Consider the following 16241-nt stretch of genomic DNA (forward strand, 5'->3'; position numbering starts at 1 on the left):
GCTCTTCAAGAATTTGATAATAATGTTATAGCTGTCTACAGCTTGTAAATCTCAGCATATTTCGCTTCCAGATAATCGGCCAAATAGTCTGGGTTCAACTCTTCACCCGTTACGGCCACAATCAGTTCGGAAGGTGTACGGCTTTTGCCATAACGATAAATTTTGTCAGTCAACCATTCCTTGATGGGAATCAGGTTACCTTCGGCAATATGGGCATCGAACTCAGGCATTTCTTTGCGCAATGTATGTAGAATCTGTGCAGCATACATATTGCCGAGCGAGTAAGAAGCAAAGTAACCAAAGTCACCACCCGACCAGTGAACATCCTGAAGCACACCCATACCATCATTCGGCGGCACAATGCCAAGATATTCCTTGTATTTTGCATTCCAGGTCTCCGGCAGGTCCTTGACTTCCAGACCTTCGTTAAACAGCATTTTCTCAATTTCATAACGAATGATGATGTGCAGATTGTACGTCAGCTCATCGGCTTCAATCCGGATCAGAGAGCTTTCAACCCGGTTAATTGCCCGGTAAAAGTCTTCCAGCTCAACCTCGTTTAATTGAGGGAAGTGCTGTTGCAAATCTTTATAATAACGCGTCCAGAATGCAAGACTGCGGCCAATCTTATTTTCCCAAAGACGCGACTGGGATTCGTGGATACCCATGGACGTTCCTTCGGCAAGAAGAGTACCAGCCAGGCTATCGTCAATATTTTGCTCATACAGAGCGTGTCCGCCTTCGTGTAGTGAACTGAAGACCGCACTCGTCACATCATCCTGCAAATAATTCGTCGTGATCCGCACATCACCTGGATTCAGGCCCGTTGCGAACGGATGAACACTCTCATCGAGTCTTCCGGCTTCAAAGTCATAACCCATTTGTCCCAGAATAAACAGACTGAATTTCTCCTGTTGATCCTTGTCAAACAGCTGGTTCAAGAACTCCGTGTTCGGCTTGTTCGCCGAAGCATTGATCTTCTCTTGCAGCGGAACCAAACGGGCTTTGAGACGGGCAAATACCGCATCCACCTTTTCTACAGTCAGTTCCGGTTCATACATGTCCAGAAGGGTATCATAACGAGTATCTTTCACACCCCAATAGTCAATGAACTCTTGTTTGAGCTTCACAATATCAGTGAGGTAGGGCGAAAAACCTGCAAAATCACTGTTATGCATGGCATCTTCCCAAGCCGTTTCTGATTTTGCGGTAAGTACGGTATACGCTTGTACTTTTTCTGGTGGTACGGACTGACTGCGATTATATTCTTTCTGGCAATCTTCCACCTGACGACGGTCGATATCTTCCAGCTGTTCCAGCACGGCTGGATTTGTTAATGTATCCAGGTAGGATTTCATCTCAGCTGAGGTTTGCAGTTTGAATGCTTCGGTTGACAGCATTCCCAGTGTTTCCGAACGTGTCGGGACACCTTTTTTGGGCGCACCTGTGCGCAGATCCCAGTGAAGCAAACCAATGGCTTCATGATAACTCTTGATTTTGCGAGCCAGATTACGGAAGGATTCCAACTGTTCCTGTGTGTGTTGTTCCATTGTTAACGTTCACCTCTTCAAAAAAATGTTGGTTTCCCTATTGATGATACTTTTTGCAATGCGTATAATCAACTTTTAACAGATGCAAATTGCATTATTCCTCCAAACCGAGGAATAATGCAATTTGCTGACCGTGGTATAATAAAAATACCAAAGGGCGTAGGACAAGCTGCATTTGATGCAAGTGGCCGTGCTCATCGTATTGGATAACAGGAGGCAATAGACATGAACAACATTCAAGAGATTCTGGCTTACAACAAATCATTTGTCGAGACTAAAGAATACGAAAAGTATACGGCAGGCAAGTTTCCAACCAAAAAGATGGTCATCATCACTTGTATGGACACTCGTCTGGTGGAAATGCTGCCCAAGGCCATGAACCTGAAGAATGGCGATGTGAAAATCATCAAAAACGCTGGCGCAATCATTTCTCAACCTTTCGGGTCTGTTATGCGTAGTGTTCTCGTCGCCATCTATGAGCTTGGTGCCGACGAAGTACTGGTTGTTGGACACACGGAATGCGGTATGGCTTCCCTACACGCAGAGACCATGATTGGACATATGGTTGAACGGGGTGTATCTGAGGAAGTCATGAGCACACTGGAGAACTCCGGCATACGTTTACAAAAGTGGCTACGCGGGTTTGACAGCGTTGAAGAAGGGGTAAAACATACTGTGGAAGTGATCAAGAAACATCCATTGCTTCCACCTACTGTACCCGTTCACGGCATGGTCATCGACTCCTACACAGGTGAACTTGATCTTGTCGCAGATGGGTATGGGCAATAGACTTCTCTCTAAATGGTTTTGGGTGCGGACCTCAGGGTCCGCACTCTTTTTTTGTCTAAATTGAGGCAGTTGTTCTGTCAGGTTGTCAAACCATACAGTTTCAGTGTACACTTTTATGAAAGCGGTCAAAGAAAGCAATTTACATTGTTTTTGCTGGCCCAGCCCTAATATTAAGGAGACATGTGCATGAACATACTTTCCTACGGATTGCTCGGGCTTCTTACCCGCGAGGAGTCATCAGGTTATGATCTAATGCTGAAGATCCAGCCGCATTGGCAGGCTAAGCACAGTCAGATCTATCCGCTCCTCTCCAAAATGGAAAACGATGAGCTTTTAGCCTCCCGCTGGGTGCAACAGTCTGACAAACCAGACAAAAAAATGTATGCAGTCACGGAGAAAGGTATTGAAAAACTGCTGGGATGGATGATCACTCCCGTTACCGCTCCGGTTACGCGTGACGAGTTCAATCTGCGCATTTTATGTGTCGGCATTGCAGAAGACGGAAGCATGAGACGCATTCTGAATGAGCGCAAAAACTGGTTCATGGAACGCATCCGTTATTTCGAGGATTTGAAGTCCCGTATCCCTCAGGATAATCTGCGAGTAGGCAGTCGGGAATTCGGAAGTTACATTCTGGTACAAAAAGGGTTAATGAACGCACAAACGGGCATCGAATGGTGTAACTGGGTAACCCAATTACTCGATGGTCAGGCGGCAATTCAGGACCCTTGTCCAAGTATTTCAGAAAGATAAACAAAATTTGAAACGTTCCTGTAAGTTGACCGTATTACTTGAGTAAGGCCCATTTTTGGGCGAATCAAACAAATTAATCGGGGGGTTACGATCTTTACAATGAAGAAAAAATTCGGAATTAAACATCTCATGATGGTTTTCATGGCCTTTACATTACTGTTTGCAACAGTCGGAGTCGCGAATCCGGATTCTGCTGATGCTAGACGTGGTGGCGGTTTCAAATCGGGAACAAAAAGCTATACCAACACACCTAAGAAATCCGATTCCAACAGCAATGTGAGCAAATCTAATACGAATAATAACTCCAATGGAGCAGCTACAACGAACCGTGGCGGATTCTTCGGCGGTGGCGGTGGATTTATGAAAGGTATGATGCTGGGTGGTCTTGCTGGCATGATGTTCGGCGGATTGTTCGGTGGCATGGGCGCTCTGGGTAACATTCTTGGATTGCTCGTAAACGTAGCTGCAATTATGCTGATCGTGATGCTCGCGATGGCCCTGTTCAGAGCCATTACGAATCGTCGTAAACCAGCAGCAGATGGTCGTTATGACCGCAAAAATGATCGTGATGATGATGACCGTAACAGAAACGGACGGTACTAATCTCTATGGTTCTGAGCATGGATGAAATTGTCAACGCGATCTGTATTCACATGGCTGAACGCAAGGGTGTTCGCCCAACCGATGTCAATGTGGAACTGAGCTGGGAAGAAGATACGGGATATTCCGCAGAAGTCTGGATTCAAGGCCGAAGTCAGTATCTGGTCGAATCCAACATGATTGAAGCGATCCTGCGCTATCTGCACAGTGAATACGACATTCGAGCTTACCGTGAGAATGTAAGACTGGATCTGGATGAAGAGATCACAGCGATTGTGAATCAATAAATGAATAACTAATAAGCCATTTGCGGATGGAATATAAAAAGGACCGTCTCCATGATGTCATTGACATGATTGGAGACGGTCCTTTTTTGTGTTCCTTGGGAAGATGAAACCTTTGCATCTACCTTCCCAAGATTCATAATGTAATCTTATGGCTACTTCAATTTCACCAGACTGTAGTTTTTCTTGCCTTTACGGATAATGATGAATTTACCACCGATTGCGTGCTCTGCAGAGACCGTGAATTCCAGTTCCGTAACTTTCTCACCATTCATGGAAATGGCCCCTTTGGTGACATCCTCACGCGCCTGACGTTTGGATGGCTCCAGGCCAAGATCCACGAGCCAGTCTACAATATTTTTTGCTTCACCATCGGTTTCGAAGGTCGGCATTTCTTTAAAGCCCTGCTCGATTTCGTCAGCTGTAAGGGAACGAATGTCTCCGCTGAAGAGTGCTGCGGTAATGCGTTTCGCCTGCTCCAGCATGTCGTCGCCGTGAACAAATTTCGTCATTTCTTCAGCGAGTGCCTTTTGTGCTTCACGCTTGTGGGGCTCCGTTTCTACCTTTTCAGCCAAAGCTTCAATTTCTTCTTTGCTTAGGAATGTGAAGTATTTCAGGTATTTGATTACATCACGGTCATCCGTGTTCGCCCAGAACTGGTAGAATTCGAATGGAGTCGTCTTATTCGCATCAAGCCAGATGGACCCGCCTGCGGATTTACCGAATTTCGTTCCGTCGGATTTGAGCATCAGCGGGATCGTCAGACCGTAAGCTTTAGCTTCTGGCCCTTCTTTTTTACGGATCAGGTCCAGACCGCTTGTAATGTTGCCCCATTGATCGGAACCGCCGATTTGCAGCTGTACATCCTCATGTTGGAACAGGTGCAGGTAATCGAGCGATTGGAGAATCTGGTAGGAGAACTCGGTAAACGAAATTCCATCTTCCAGTCTGCTCGCAACCACATCTTTGGCTAGCATCGTGTTGAGGTTAAAGTTCTTACCGTAGTCACGCAAAAATTCAATCACATTGATTTTGTGTGTCCAGTCGTAGTTATTGACCATACGTACCTGATTGTCGCCATCCGTTACGAAAAGCTTTTTCATTTGTGCAGTCAGAGCATCTACATTGGCTTGTACCTCTTCCAACGTTTGCAGGGAACGTTCCGATTGACGACCACTTGGATCACCAATCGTTCCTGTTGCCCCACCAATCAGAATGACTGGACGGTGCCCAGCGAGTTGGAAACGTTTCAGCATCATGAACGGAATCAAATGTCCGATGTGCATGCTGTCTCCTGTAGGGTCAACTCCGCAATACAATGAAACCGACGTGGTCTCTGTCAGCTCACGCAGACCCTCCGCATCTGTCTGTTGATTAATGGCGTCGCGCCATTCCAGTTCATCAATAATATTCAAAACAAACAACCCCTTCTCTATGCATTGGTATTAGGCCATGATCTACGTTAATTCACAAGGAGCTAAGCCGGGCGAGGCTTTTTTGGACACAAAAAAATCGCCGCCTTGTCTTCAATAGACATAGGGACGATTATCATAACCGTGGTACCACCCAACTTGCACAGACAACAACTCACACGCTGTCCATACCGCTTTCAGCAAAATATCGTTTGCCATTCCGCTTGGCATTACCCAAGTACTCCAGAGTGTAATTCGCAGCCCTTGTATGTATCAGGTTCCATCAACCCCTGACTTTCTGTAACAGGGACAAAGCCGCTACTGCGCTCTATCAACGTAATTCATGTATTCAATTTATAGCCAGTATAGCCGAACGTCAATATCATTGCAAGGCCAAGTATTTAATCTTTATATAGAGCAACAGATGAGTGCCTACGCCAAAGTTTATAAAGACATCATGTTCAACTTCTCGTGGTAATATGCATAAGCCTTTTCTGCAATCTGATCTTCATTGTTCCAAAATTGCTGATCCAGCGCATCAAGATGTTGCTCTTCCTCTACTGTTAGAAACTTAGGAATATCCCACAGTTCAGCAAGTCTTTCATCCTCTCCCAAATGCTTAATGCAGCCATATGCTGACTTTATGATGTCCATTACTTGAGTCGCACCAATGGTATGTAATGCCTGCAACGCGTAAAGGTATACCTCTTCGCCCAGTTGCAGAAAAATTGAACAAAACCACCGTTAAAGACGTCCACCTCTAGCAGCCATAAAGCAGCAATTTCCTGTTCATTCGTTGTTAACGCAGCCCAGCCCTGAGCGGATTCATTCTTTTTTCCCCACAAAGGTTAACGCATATTCATACCACACATCATTAATATCCTGTTCACTCATGTCAATCACCTCTCTTTTCTTGGTTCCAGCCTCTCCAGATCTTGCCGTTTACCCGTCTGATGCCAATACAAGTAAGGATCTCCAAGCTGTTGGAAAGCCTTCTCAACACTTTGGGTCAATTCTTGCGTCACTGCGTTTGTGTAATTCAAGTGTGTCTGTTTATTATCCACACCATATCGTTTCAGCAATTCCACATGCGTTGCCGTAAAAATGATATCCTCCAGCAGCCAGTAGATTACTGCTTCCGTCTGTTCCATTCTTTTTTCCAACATAACCATGCCACGCTCGTATATACGAACTATATATGCATCATTTTCAATCTCTACATATGGAACTCCTTCCCCTTTAAAGCTCTCAAACAAGCGGTTAACATAGTCCTCAATCTGCTGCCTGCGGAAGGATGTCCGCTCAAGCAACTGAAAAAGAGTTTTTGCAATCTCTGTTTTGCTTAGTATGTTGGACATAAAATCTCCTTTTGACATGATAATGAAAAAGCTGCCAATGGCAGCCTCTTCATAACAAGTTTTCAATCAGGTTCCACAGAAAGTCCGGTAGGAGGTATCGCACTGCGTAGGCAGTTCCGCGTACTCAGCTTGTTCGGTAGAATGTGCAAACGGGTTTGAAAGAACAGCAAGAAGTTTCTCCATCACACTAAGATCTCCGTGATTCTCCGCTCGGTCCAGTGCTTCTTCCACCCGATGATTACGAGGAATCACCGCTGGGTTGCTAGTTCTCATCAATTGCTGCGATTCTTCTTTCCCTTCCTGCTGTCTGCCTAATCTTGCCTGGCGACGCTCATTCCACTCCGCAAACTCTGAAGTATCGAATAAAGGAGCTCCGTTGAGCGTATCAAAGGTCAGTGAGAGAAACGTATTTGTGTAATCTGCACTATGCTTCTCCATCAATTCAAGAATATCCCTGATTAGCGCTTCATCCTCAGCCTCTTCATTAAACAAGCCCAGCTTGCTCCGCATTCCCGAGAGCCAGTGGTGGTGATACAATTCAGAGAATTGTGCAATCGCATCCTGAGCGATTTGTACAGCCTGTTCTTCATCCTCATGCAGCAGTGGCAGAAGCGTCTCGGCAAACCGAGCCAGATTCCAGCCGCCAATATACGGTTGATTTCCATATGCATACCGACCTTGCGTGTCAATGGAGCTAAATACCGTCGCTGGATTGTAGGCATCCATAAACGCACACGGCCCATAATCGATGGTTTCACCACTGATGGCCATATTATCTGTATTCATTACGCCATGAATGAAACCAACCTGTTGCCACTTGGCGATAAGTGAAGCCTGTCGACGAATGACTTCCTGAAGTAACTGGAGATAGCGATTATCGGCTTCGGCAATATCGGGAAAATGCCGTTTCAGTGTATAGTCAGCCAATGCTCTGAGCTCATCAATCGATCCCCATCTGGCTGCGTATTGGAAGGTTGCTACACGTAAATGACTTGAAGCCACTCGCGTCAAGATTGCACCAGGTCGCTCTGTTTCGCGTGTAATGTTTTCTCCAGTAGATACAACCGCCAGACTTCGCGTCGTTGGAATACCCAGTGCATGCATCGCTTCACTAATAATATACTCACGCAGCATTGGCCCAACGGCAGCACGTCCATCACCTCCGCGAGAGTACGGGGTTCTTCCCGAACCTTTCAGCTGGATATCCACTCGCTCGGCTTGTGGTGTGATCTGTTCTCCCAGCAGCAAAGCTCTTCCATCACCAAGCATATTAAAGTTGCCGAACTGATGACCTGCATAGGCCTGAGCCAGAGGCTCGGCACCTTCCGGAATCAGGTTACCTGCAAACACCTCCGCTCCTTCATCACTGTTAAGAGCCTCGGCATTTAGCCCCAGGCTGGCTGCAAGCGATGTATTGAAGATGATCAACTTGGGTGATTGAACAGGTACCGCACCCTGATTTGTAAAAAAGGTCTGTGGCAAACGTCCATAACTGTTGTCAAAGTGCCAGCCTTTTTTCAGCGTTTCTTGTTGCATGGTGATCACAACTCCTTTTCTGTAACCAAGCGATATCAGGATATCCCTTCGTTTTATTTTAGCCTTGTGAACCAATGCTCATTTATGTAGTCGCATGGAAATTCAACTGAAAGAACATTCAGCATGTTCATGATGAAACTTTAGCATATTTATATCCCTTTTGCATTCATCCTGCTGTAACTTTCATACCCGAGGCACCGTTTAAGTTTCAAAGGGGGATCAGATTGAGAAAATATATCTATTGGATTGGGTCTATAACACTTTTGTTTATGTGCCTTACGGGTTGTTCAGCGGACAACATACAATCAAAGGGAAATCAGGTTATCGTTCAACAACCGGTTGAGAGCTCCAATCAATATACCCTGTATAGAAAAATTACCGATCCAGCACAGGTGCAAGCCATCAGGAACATCACCGCCTCTATCCCGTCGAACAATACTATAGCGGATATGGTGCGACCTCCGGATTATAAATTCTTTTTCAAGAAAAAGAACACAGATTCCTCAGATAAAAGTGTCATCTATAACCTCTGGATCAGTCCCCATCAGGATCAGGTTGAAATCATCATTGAAAGTAAACCTACTTATGTTCAATTAACTAAGAAGAAATCTGCAAAACTTTTCGAACTCATCACAGGTGAAAAGCTTCCGGGGTATGTTGAGTAAAAATATCCAATTGTACTCCGCAGTTTACCCAAAATAAAGACCCAAGAGGTTCATTGGCAAGGGGAGTCATTCCGATCATTCCACCTCAACCAATACATCTTGGGTCTGTTCCATTTATTCAGATCGCATACCTGTTACAAGACAATCTTAAGTATGTGCTTCTTGAGCTTGTACAGGCTGTACGGGCAGACTCTCTTTTTTAAATCCGAGGTTAAAGAAAACATTGAGCAGGATGGCACACAGACTGCCTGTGATAATACCATCCCCAACAATAATGCGGATACTTTGAGGCAGCTGGGCAAACAGATCCGGCACAGCCGTGACGCCAAGACCGAGTGAAACCGAACAAGCAACGATTAACAGATTGGATTGCTTGCTGAAATCCACATGTTGCAGCATTTTAATCCCGGATGAGACTACCATGCCGAACAGAACAACCGTTGCCCCGCCGAGTACCGCGCTGGGAATAATCGTTGCGAATGCCGCAACTTTGGGGATCAGTCCAAGAAAAATCAGAATACCTCCGGCTGCAACAACCACATTGGTCGTTTTCACTTTGGAGAGCTGAACCAAACCGACATTCTGAGCAAATGTGTTATACGGAAAAGCATTGAAGATACCACCAAGTACAAATGCCAGACCTTCTGCGCGGTATCCTCGTGCCAAATCCTTTTCGTTAATCGGTTGATCACAGATTTTGCTCAAGGCCATAAACACACCTGTAGATTCGATAATGACAACTGTGCCGACAATAATCATGGTAATGATCGGACCGATTTCGAAGGTAGGCCATCCAAAGTAAAAGGGCTGGGGCAAATGAAACCAAGAGGCTTCCTGTACAGAGCTGAAATTCACTTTCCCCATGATGGCAGCGACGAGGGTACCCACAATAATACCGAGGAGAACTGCGAGGGATCTGACAAAGCCGCGAGCATATCGATTCAGCACCAGAATGAAGAGCAATACCCCGAATGAGAGCGCCAGATTGTCCAGACTTCCGAAATTCTCACTGTTTGCTCCACCTGCCATGTTCTTGATGCCCGTTGGAATTAACGCCAGACCAATAATGGTTACGACTGTTCCAATCACAACGGGAGGAAACAGTTTGACGATTTTACTAAAGAAAACAGCACATATAACGATGAATATCCCTGCTGCTATGATGGAACCGTAAATGGCCGGAATTCCATATTGTGATCCAATCGCAATCATGGGAGTCACAGCAACAAATGAGCTTCCAAGAACCGCTGGCAAGCCAATCCCCAAATACTTCCCTTTACGTGCTTGAAGCCATGTCGCGACACCACAGGTTAACAGGTCAATCGATACCAGATACGCTAATTGTTCCGCAGTCAGGTTTAACGCTCTTCCCACAAGCAGCGGAACCAAAATGGCCCCGGCATACATCGCCAATACGTGCTGAATTCCCAGTGAAAAAATCCTCATTCTCTTGGTTTCTCTCATCCCTACCTGCCCCCTGTAATTTAGAATCACTTTACCGCTGCAAAAATCATGTTATGTTGATTCACATTATATAAACAATTGCGGGAAGTTCCATGATCCATAACATAGAATTGTTGCAGGTTATAAAGAGAACACAATATATTGGGCATTTTGTACAAAAAGGAATGAAAACACCTCCTTCTTTTGTTATATTATCTCACATAAAAAAGGCTAGCCAGAAAATTCTGACTAACCTGATCATATGAAAGCCACCGCCATGGCGACTTCTTATGCATAATATAATATGGACAATATGCAGACTCAAATGGAATAATCGACCACAATTACATTCTCCAGCCACTCATTCAGGGAGGCTACAAATGCCTGATGTGCAGGATGCGGGCCATAAGCACGCAGCGCTTCCTGATCTTCAAATGTCACTCTCAGGCCAAGTGTGAAGCCCTGAATATGATCCGTCTCCTCTGTTACATTAATACCTGCGGTGAGATCCACAATTCCAGGAATCTGTTCCTGTAACGCGAGTAATTGAGCTACCAATTCTTCCTGTTTGACCGTAGTGATTTTATCGTTCAATTTGAATGCGACCAAATGTTCATACATTATCTTTTCACCTCATTCCTTTAACGAGTAGTGATTTAGCTTTTTAATACTCTGCTCTGAACATGATGCAGAAGTTTCTGAAGCCAGATTATATCGCTCTGAATGGAGTGGTACGCGTGATCTCGCATCAACAACAGTGCATCTTTCAGATCCTCCTGCACATCAATCTCCTGAGGTGTATGAGATTCAATATATTCCAGCCTCTTATTCATCTTCTCAATAATATCCTCAATCAAATACGCGATCTTCTGATTATCCACCTTATCCAAATGGACCAACGCAGCGTATAAGGACTGTACATTCGTAAACTTCTGGAACACCTTATATATGCTCTGTTCAAGGGACTGACGTCCTTTTTCGGTAATTCCATATGTCGTTTTGTCTGGTCGATTTTCACTCTGAATTGTTTCTACCTTCTCAATAAGACCCTTCTTCAGCAACACTTCAAAATTATAATAAATGGTGCCTTCGGTAATCTTGGCATCCGTTTGATCCAGATGTTTCCCAATTCGCTTCTTAATATCATAGGGATAATAATTCCCTTCACTTAGTGCACCGAGTATAAATATTTGAATCGACATGTGACTGCCCCCATTCTGCTAATCGAAGGGCATAGCTTCTTCTTCATCGCCTACCCTCATATCTTCTATTTTATATCATAACGGGCTGTTGTACAGACTCCTGTGTGGTACTAGTTTGCTTGGCTTTTTTGAAATGATGAATGGCTGTATTGATAACAAAGGCTCCCACACCAACCAATGCCAGCCCAATAGCATAATGCACCGTTCGTCCCCCACCGAAGAGAATATTGTAATCCAGATGCGTTGAATAGAACATCGGTGTGATTTGACTTACGAATTTGAAATATCCTGGCATCATCTCCGGTGACATGGACGTCCCGTTTGCAATGGATTGGCTGAGTACGAATATCATATTGATCAGCATTCCGCCTTGACCCAGAAGCATGATAAAGATACTTGTAAACTCAATCGACACAAACAACTGCAAACTATGCACCATCCACAGTTTCAAAAACGCTTCCACGCCATACCCTTGCACCATAAAATAAATGCCTATCCCTACAAGTGGAGCAAGGATGGAAACAAGCAGGTTGACTCCTCGCATTGCAAAGAATGCTTTCCATTTCCCCATCTGTCCTTGCAGTTGTTTCATTCCGCCAATGCTTTGCATCGCATAGATCATGGCTCCAACATAGAGCGCCATGGTGATAAACATCGGTGCCATCTGATTTTGCATGCCTGCTGGTTGCGGGTTGCTCAGAACGATGTCGGATGATACTTTGTCCATGGTCGATTCCACAATCTGTTTCGATTGCTCCGCAGGAACCTGCATACTGCTCAGCACACCCTCGAAGCTCTGTGCCTGAACCTGAGCACCGATCTGCGCAGTGATTTGAGCAGCTACATTTTTCATTGAACTGGTGATCGTTGTTGGGTTCGATTCATTAATCAGGTACTGGAGCTGAGCTTTACCGCCTTGTTCAGACAGTTTCTCCGTAAAATCACCCGGTATACGTATGATCATATGAATATCCCGATCTTCAAGCCCTGTCTTTGCCTGTTGCAATGATTCGTTGGTTACTACCTTAAATGGCAATTGTTCTTGCAATTTTTGTACAAACTCAGTACCGGATTGCTGGTCCTCGTTGACAATGGCGACCGTAAGATTGGTTACATTTTTGGGGATTGCGCTATATCCCGACATAAAAACGGTCAACATTACAATCTGATAAAAAACGATCATGAATATGCCTGCCTTGACTCCGCCGTGCTTCAGTATGTTCTTCACTCTTTACTCCACCTTGTTGTTTTAATTTAAACTACTTGAATTAAAGTACTCTTATTTGTTATATTTGTCAATGAGACCAACCAAGGAGGCGAAACGAATGACGAAGAGCTCTATTATTTCTCTGTCAGAAATCACGAATTTCCAATCGAAAGAAGAAGAATTCAGTCCCTACCGTTGGTATCGCAGCATGTTGAATCAGGAACCTGTCATCTACAATGAAGAGACCGATTCCTGGCATATATTCAAGTATGATCTTGTCAAAACCGTGCTTAATGATCACGAGCACTTCTCCAGTGTGAGAAAAAGATCAATTGTGAACGTCGGATATTCAAGTGAAGAAAAAGGTGCGGACAGTGAGCATCACATGCCGGACAAGCTGGATATTCACAATGTAGATCCGCCGGATCATCGCAAGCGGAGATCATTGCTGGCAAGTGCGTTTACACCGAGAAGTCTCAAGCTTTGGGAACCGAGAATACAGGCAGTGGCCGAAGAGCTAATTAAAGAGTTTGAGCATCAATCAGAAGTGGACATTGTTGAAGCTTATACTAGCATGTTTCCTGTCATTATCATGTCTGACCTGCTTGGCGTTCCTTCCAAAGATCGTCATTTGTTCAAGGGTTGGGTGGACACCATGTTTATGCCCACTACCGATGCCACCTTTGATCAAATTAACGAAATGAAAAAGATTGCCGGCGAAGAATATTTTAAATACTTGTATCCCTTCGTTGTGTCCAAAAGATCCAATCTGGGAGAAGATATCATATCCGACCTGATCCAGGTGGAAGTGGATGGCGAGCACTTTACGGATGAAGAGATTGTGCGAACCACCATGTTTATTCTGGGTGCTGGCATAGAAACAACAAGCAACCTGCTGGCCAACTCGTTCTATGCCCTTCTGTATGATCAACCGGAATTGTATGCCGAACTCAGGGATAACCTTGAGCTTGTTCCAGCCGCGGTAGAGGAAATGCTGAGATATCGCTTTCACATCAGCAAAATGGACCGGATGGTCAAAGAGGATAACGATCTGCTTGGTGTTAAACTGAAAAAGGGAGACGCTATCGTAGCGTGGATGAGTGCAGCCAATATGGATGAGAACATGTTCGAAGACCCGTTCACCTTAAATATTCATCGATCGAACAATAATAAACAGCTTGCATTTGGTTTTGGTACTCACTTCTGTCTGGGGGCACCACTGGCGCGTCTGGAAGCCAAAATTGTACTGACCACATTCCTAAAAACCTTCACCAGCATTGAACCCGTGGAAGGATTCAATCTGGAGGAAAACCTGACTGCCTCTGCGGCCGGACAATCTTTAACGACCCTTCCGCTGAAGCTATATACGTAAATTCATCTGACGTAAATTCATTTATGAATTGATAATCTTCACTATATTTTCGATGGATAAAATCAAAACAAAAAGAGCAGATCTCATCTGCTCTTTCTTTCTACATTCGTTAATTCAGTAAACCTGTTCCATTCATCATAAATGGCACCACTCGCTCAGCCAATTCAGCCGGGGATTCCTGTCTCTCCTCCAAATTCCAGCGATACGTCACCCCATAGATAGACCAGCTCAGCATCGTTGCCAAGTTCGCCAATGTTTTGGGTGGCTCTGCTCCATCTGTTTGACTCATGGCAAGCTCCAGAACGAGCTTCTCTAACTGGGCCTTAATATTTTCTTCAAAGATTGGCGCTACGGACTCATATTTCTTGATACATTGATTACTTGAATCATGATAATTACATAACGAGATCACCAGTTGCTTCAGGGTCTCTTCTGTCAAATGTGCCTCTGCATCAATCTGTTTGAGCACATATTCTTGGAAAGCATAGGACAAAACGGATTCAAGCAGTTCATATTTGTCTGCAAAATGGGCATAGAATGTGGCCCGGTTAATCGTCGCCTTTTGTGTAATATCCTGAACTGTGATGGCTGAGAAATCCTTTTTATTCAAATGATAAAAAAACGCATCCTGAATTAATTGACGGGTTCGGATCACCCGTGGATCATTGGGATTTGGAGAAAACTCACCTGACATATACAAAGTGTCCCTTCTAATCGATCTTGTAATCAAACTTCTTAATGCTCTGCTCCTATTATAAATAGCTCCTGTTAGCTCAACAAGTAATCCGGGGTTAAACCAACATTATTATGGTCGCTTCGCTTAAGCAACACATTGGATAAATCGTCGGTTGATGCAGCCACTCTCCATTGATAATATTGCACTCGTACCCCGCTTGGAGGTGCACTATTATGGAGGTGTTTGACTTGAGTAATCATCAACAACAAGTTCAATCCACGGAAAATCTGTTTCAACCTTATACGATTCATAACTTAACCCTGCAGTCTCGCATCGTTATGCCCGCTATGGGTCGGGCTTTCTCACCCGATGGTGTACCGGGTACCGATGTAGCGGCTTATTATCGCAGACGTGCCGAAAATGGCGTCGGACTTATTATTACCGAAGGTGTAACCATTGATCATCCGGCGGCAACCAGCGAACCGCGTGTTCCCCGTTTTCATGGTGAAGAAGCATTGAACGGCTGGGCAGAAGTCGTCAGACAAGTTCATGAAGCAGGGGGCAAGATTTTTCCTCAGCTCTGGCATATGGGTATGGCTCGTCCAGCGGGATCGCAGCCTCATCCGGAAGCTCCATCCATTGGACCGTCGGGTATTGATCTCGAGGGAAATCTGACGGGTGAACCGATGACAGACGAAGAAATCGCCAACATCATTCAGGCTTTTGTGGACGCAGCAGTTCATGCCAAACAGCTTGGGTTTGACGGCATTGAAATTCAAGGAGCACATGGTTACCTGGTTGACCAATTCTTCTGGGACAGAACAAATACACGGACAGACCGCTACGGCGGTGATCTTATCAAGCGTACGCAATTCGCTACCGAACTTATTCAAGCAATCCGTTCTGCCGTGGGTCCCGATTACCCGATTGCCATTCGTTTGTCGCAATGGAAAATGAGTGATTATTACGTCAAACCGCTGGACACACCAGATAAGCTGGAGTTATTCCTGAATGTGTTGGTAGAGGCCGGCGTCGATATATTCCATTGCTCAACACGACGTTTCTGGGAGCCGGAATATGAAGGTTCGGAACTTGGATTTGCCGGCTGGGTGAAAAAACTGACAGGCAAACCAACGATAGCCGTGGGTTCTGTCGGTCTGGATGATGAATTTACAAGTCTCTATACGGAAGGTAAAGGTGCAGGACACAAGGATTTAGATGATCTTCTCCTTCGTTTGGACCAGCAGGAATTTGATCTGGTTGCCGTTGGACGCGCACTACTGGCTGATCCGGCGTGGGCTGTGAAAATCCGTGATGGCCGTGTGAATGAAATTCAGGCTTTTTCGCCAGAAGCACTTGCTACGTTGCTATAACAATAATTTAGGTTCAAATTA

Annotated in this window: 17 protein-coding genes and 1 other annotated feature; of the genes, 7 read left to right on the plus strand and 10 right to left on the minus strand. The window is 44.9% G+C overall.

Annotated elements, in window-relative coordinates:
• Positions 1 to 35 precede the first annotated feature (35 nt).
• The gene (locus BUA17_RS09375) at positions 36 to 1550 is read right to left on the minus strand and encodes a carboxypeptidase M32 (RefSeq protein WP_072733325.1); all 1515 of its coding nucleotides are present in this window, start codon (positions 1548 to 1550) and stop codon (positions 36 to 38) included.
• 225 nt (positions 1551 to 1775) lie between these two features.
• Here BUA17_RS09375 and BUA17_RS09380 point away from each other — a divergent pair, with 225 nt between their 5' ends.
• The 4 genes from BUA17_RS09380 to BUA17_RS09395 all read left to right on the plus strand — a co-directional run bounded on the left by BUA17_RS09380 (position 1776) and on the right by BUA17_RS09395 (position 3979).
• A complete protein-coding gene (locus BUA17_RS09380; RefSeq protein WP_063563089.1) occupies positions 1776 to 2339 on the plus strand; it encodes a beta-class carbonic anhydrase in 564 nt (187 codons plus the stop codon).
• 186 nt (positions 2340 to 2525) lie between these two features.
• The gene (locus BUA17_RS09385; protein ID WP_072733326.1) at positions 2526 to 3092 is read left to right on the plus strand and encodes a PadR family transcriptional regulator; all 567 of its coding nucleotides are present in this window, start codon (positions 2526 to 2528) and stop codon (positions 3090 to 3092) included.
• Between the two features lie 99 nt (positions 3093 to 3191).
• Positions 3192 to 3695: a hypothetical protein gene (locus tag BUA17_RS09390; protein WP_063563091.1), complete on the plus strand. Its 504-nt coding sequence runs from the start codon at positions 3192 to 3194 to the stop codon at positions 3693 to 3695.
• A gap of 5 nt (positions 3696 to 3700) precedes the next feature.
• Positions 3701 to 3979: a YxcD family protein gene (locus BUA17_RS09395; protein WP_024630486.1), complete on the plus strand. Its 279-nt coding sequence runs from the start codon at positions 3701 to 3703 to the stop codon at positions 3977 to 3979.
• A 152-nt stretch (positions 3980 to 4131) separates the two neighbouring features.
• On the opposite strand, the gene tyrS is transcribed toward BUA17_RS09395, so the two are convergent.
• From tyrS to BUA17_RS09415, 4 genes are all read right to left on the minus strand, one after another.
• On the minus strand, positions 4132 to 5391 hold the full coding sequence (gene tyrS / locus BUA17_RS09400) for a tyrosine--tRNA ligase (protein WP_063563092.1): 1260 nt from the start codon (positions 5389 to 5391) through the stop codon (positions 4132 to 4134).
• Between the two features lie 119 nt (positions 5392 to 5510).
• Positions 5511 to 5732 (minus strand) — a binding site (T-box leader).
• A 100-nt stretch (positions 5733 to 5832) separates the two neighbouring features.
• Positions 5833 to 6117 carry a DMP19 family protein gene (locus BUA17_RS31595; RefSeq protein WP_348537068.1) on the minus strand — a complete coding sequence of 95 codons (285 nt, stop codon included), beginning with the start codon at positions 6115 to 6117 and terminating at the stop codon, positions 5833 to 5835.
• Positions 6118 to 6287: 170 nt separating this feature from the next.
• A complete protein-coding gene (locus tag BUA17_RS09410) occupies positions 6288 to 6746 on the minus strand; it encodes an Imm63 family immunity protein (protein WP_072733327.1) in 459 nt (152 codons plus the stop codon).
• 66 nt (positions 6747 to 6812) lie between these two features.
• Positions 6813 to 8288 (minus strand): protein adenylyltransferase SelO, encoded by a 1476-nt coding sequence (locus BUA17_RS09415; RefSeq protein ID WP_305367659.1) that lies wholly within the window; start codon positions 8286 to 8288, stop codon positions 6813 to 6815.
• A gap of 218 nt (positions 8289 to 8506) precedes the next feature.
• Between BUA17_RS09415 and BUA17_RS09420 the strand changes: the two genes are divergently transcribed.
• Positions 8507 to 8947 carry a YhfM domain-containing protein gene (locus BUA17_RS09420; protein WP_072733329.1) on the plus strand — a complete coding sequence of 147 codons (441 nt, stop codon included), beginning with the start codon at positions 8507 to 8509 and terminating at the stop codon, positions 8945 to 8947.
• Positions 8948 to 9094: 147 nt separating this feature from the next.
• Here BUA17_RS09420 and BUA17_RS09425 read toward each other — a convergent pair whose 3' ends face one another.
• The 4 genes from BUA17_RS09425 to BUA17_RS09440 all read right to left on the minus strand — a co-directional run bounded on the left by BUA17_RS09425 (position 9095) and on the right by BUA17_RS09440 (position 12820).
• Positions 9095 to 10411: a nucleobase:cation symporter-2 family protein gene (locus BUA17_RS09425; protein ID WP_072733330.1), complete on the minus strand. Its 1317-nt coding sequence runs from the start codon at positions 10409 to 10411 to the stop codon at positions 9095 to 9097.
• 300 nt (positions 10412 to 10711) lie between these two features.
• Positions 10712 to 11011, minus strand: a complete 300-nt coding sequence (locus tag BUA17_RS09430; RefSeq protein WP_072733331.1) for a Dabb family protein — start codon at positions 11009 to 11011, stop codon at positions 10712 to 10714.
• A 35-nt stretch (positions 11012 to 11046) separates the two neighbouring features.
• Positions 11047 to 11592 (minus strand): PadR family transcriptional regulator, encoded by a 546-nt coding sequence (locus BUA17_RS09435; RefSeq protein WP_072733332.1) that lies wholly within the window; start codon positions 11590 to 11592, stop codon positions 11047 to 11049.
• Between the two features lie 70 nt (positions 11593 to 11662).
• Positions 11663 to 12820, minus strand: a complete 1158-nt coding sequence (locus BUA17_RS09440) for a YhgE/Pip domain-containing protein (protein WP_082935024.1) — start codon at positions 12818 to 12820, stop codon at positions 11663 to 11665.
• A gap of 97 nt (positions 12821 to 12917) precedes the next feature.
• Between BUA17_RS09440 and BUA17_RS09445 the strand changes: the two genes are divergently transcribed.
• Positions 12918 to 14171, plus strand: coding sequence for a cytochrome P450 (locus tag BUA17_RS09445; protein WP_072733333.1), 1254 nt, complete (start codon positions 12918 to 12920; stop codon positions 14169 to 14171).
• A gap of 109 nt (positions 14172 to 14280) precedes the next feature.
• Here BUA17_RS09445 and BUA17_RS09450 read toward each other — a convergent pair whose 3' ends face one another.
• Positions 14281 to 14865 (minus strand): TetR/AcrR family transcriptional regulator, encoded by a 585-nt coding sequence (locus BUA17_RS09450; RefSeq protein WP_072733334.1) that lies wholly within the window; start codon positions 14863 to 14865, stop codon positions 14281 to 14283.
• A gap of 230 nt (positions 14866 to 15095) precedes the next feature.
• Between BUA17_RS09450 and BUA17_RS09455 the strand changes: the two genes are divergently transcribed.
• A complete protein-coding gene (locus BUA17_RS09455; protein WP_072733541.1) occupies positions 15096 to 16220 on the plus strand; it encodes an NADH:flavin oxidoreductase in 1125 nt (374 codons plus the stop codon).
• Positions 16221 to 16241 lie beyond the last annotated feature (21 nt).

This window comes from Paenibacillus sp. ov031 (assembly GCF_900143165.1).
Taxonomy (GTDB): Bacteria; Bacillota; Bacilli; order Paenibacillales; family Paenibacillaceae; genus Paenibacillus; species Paenibacillus marchantiae.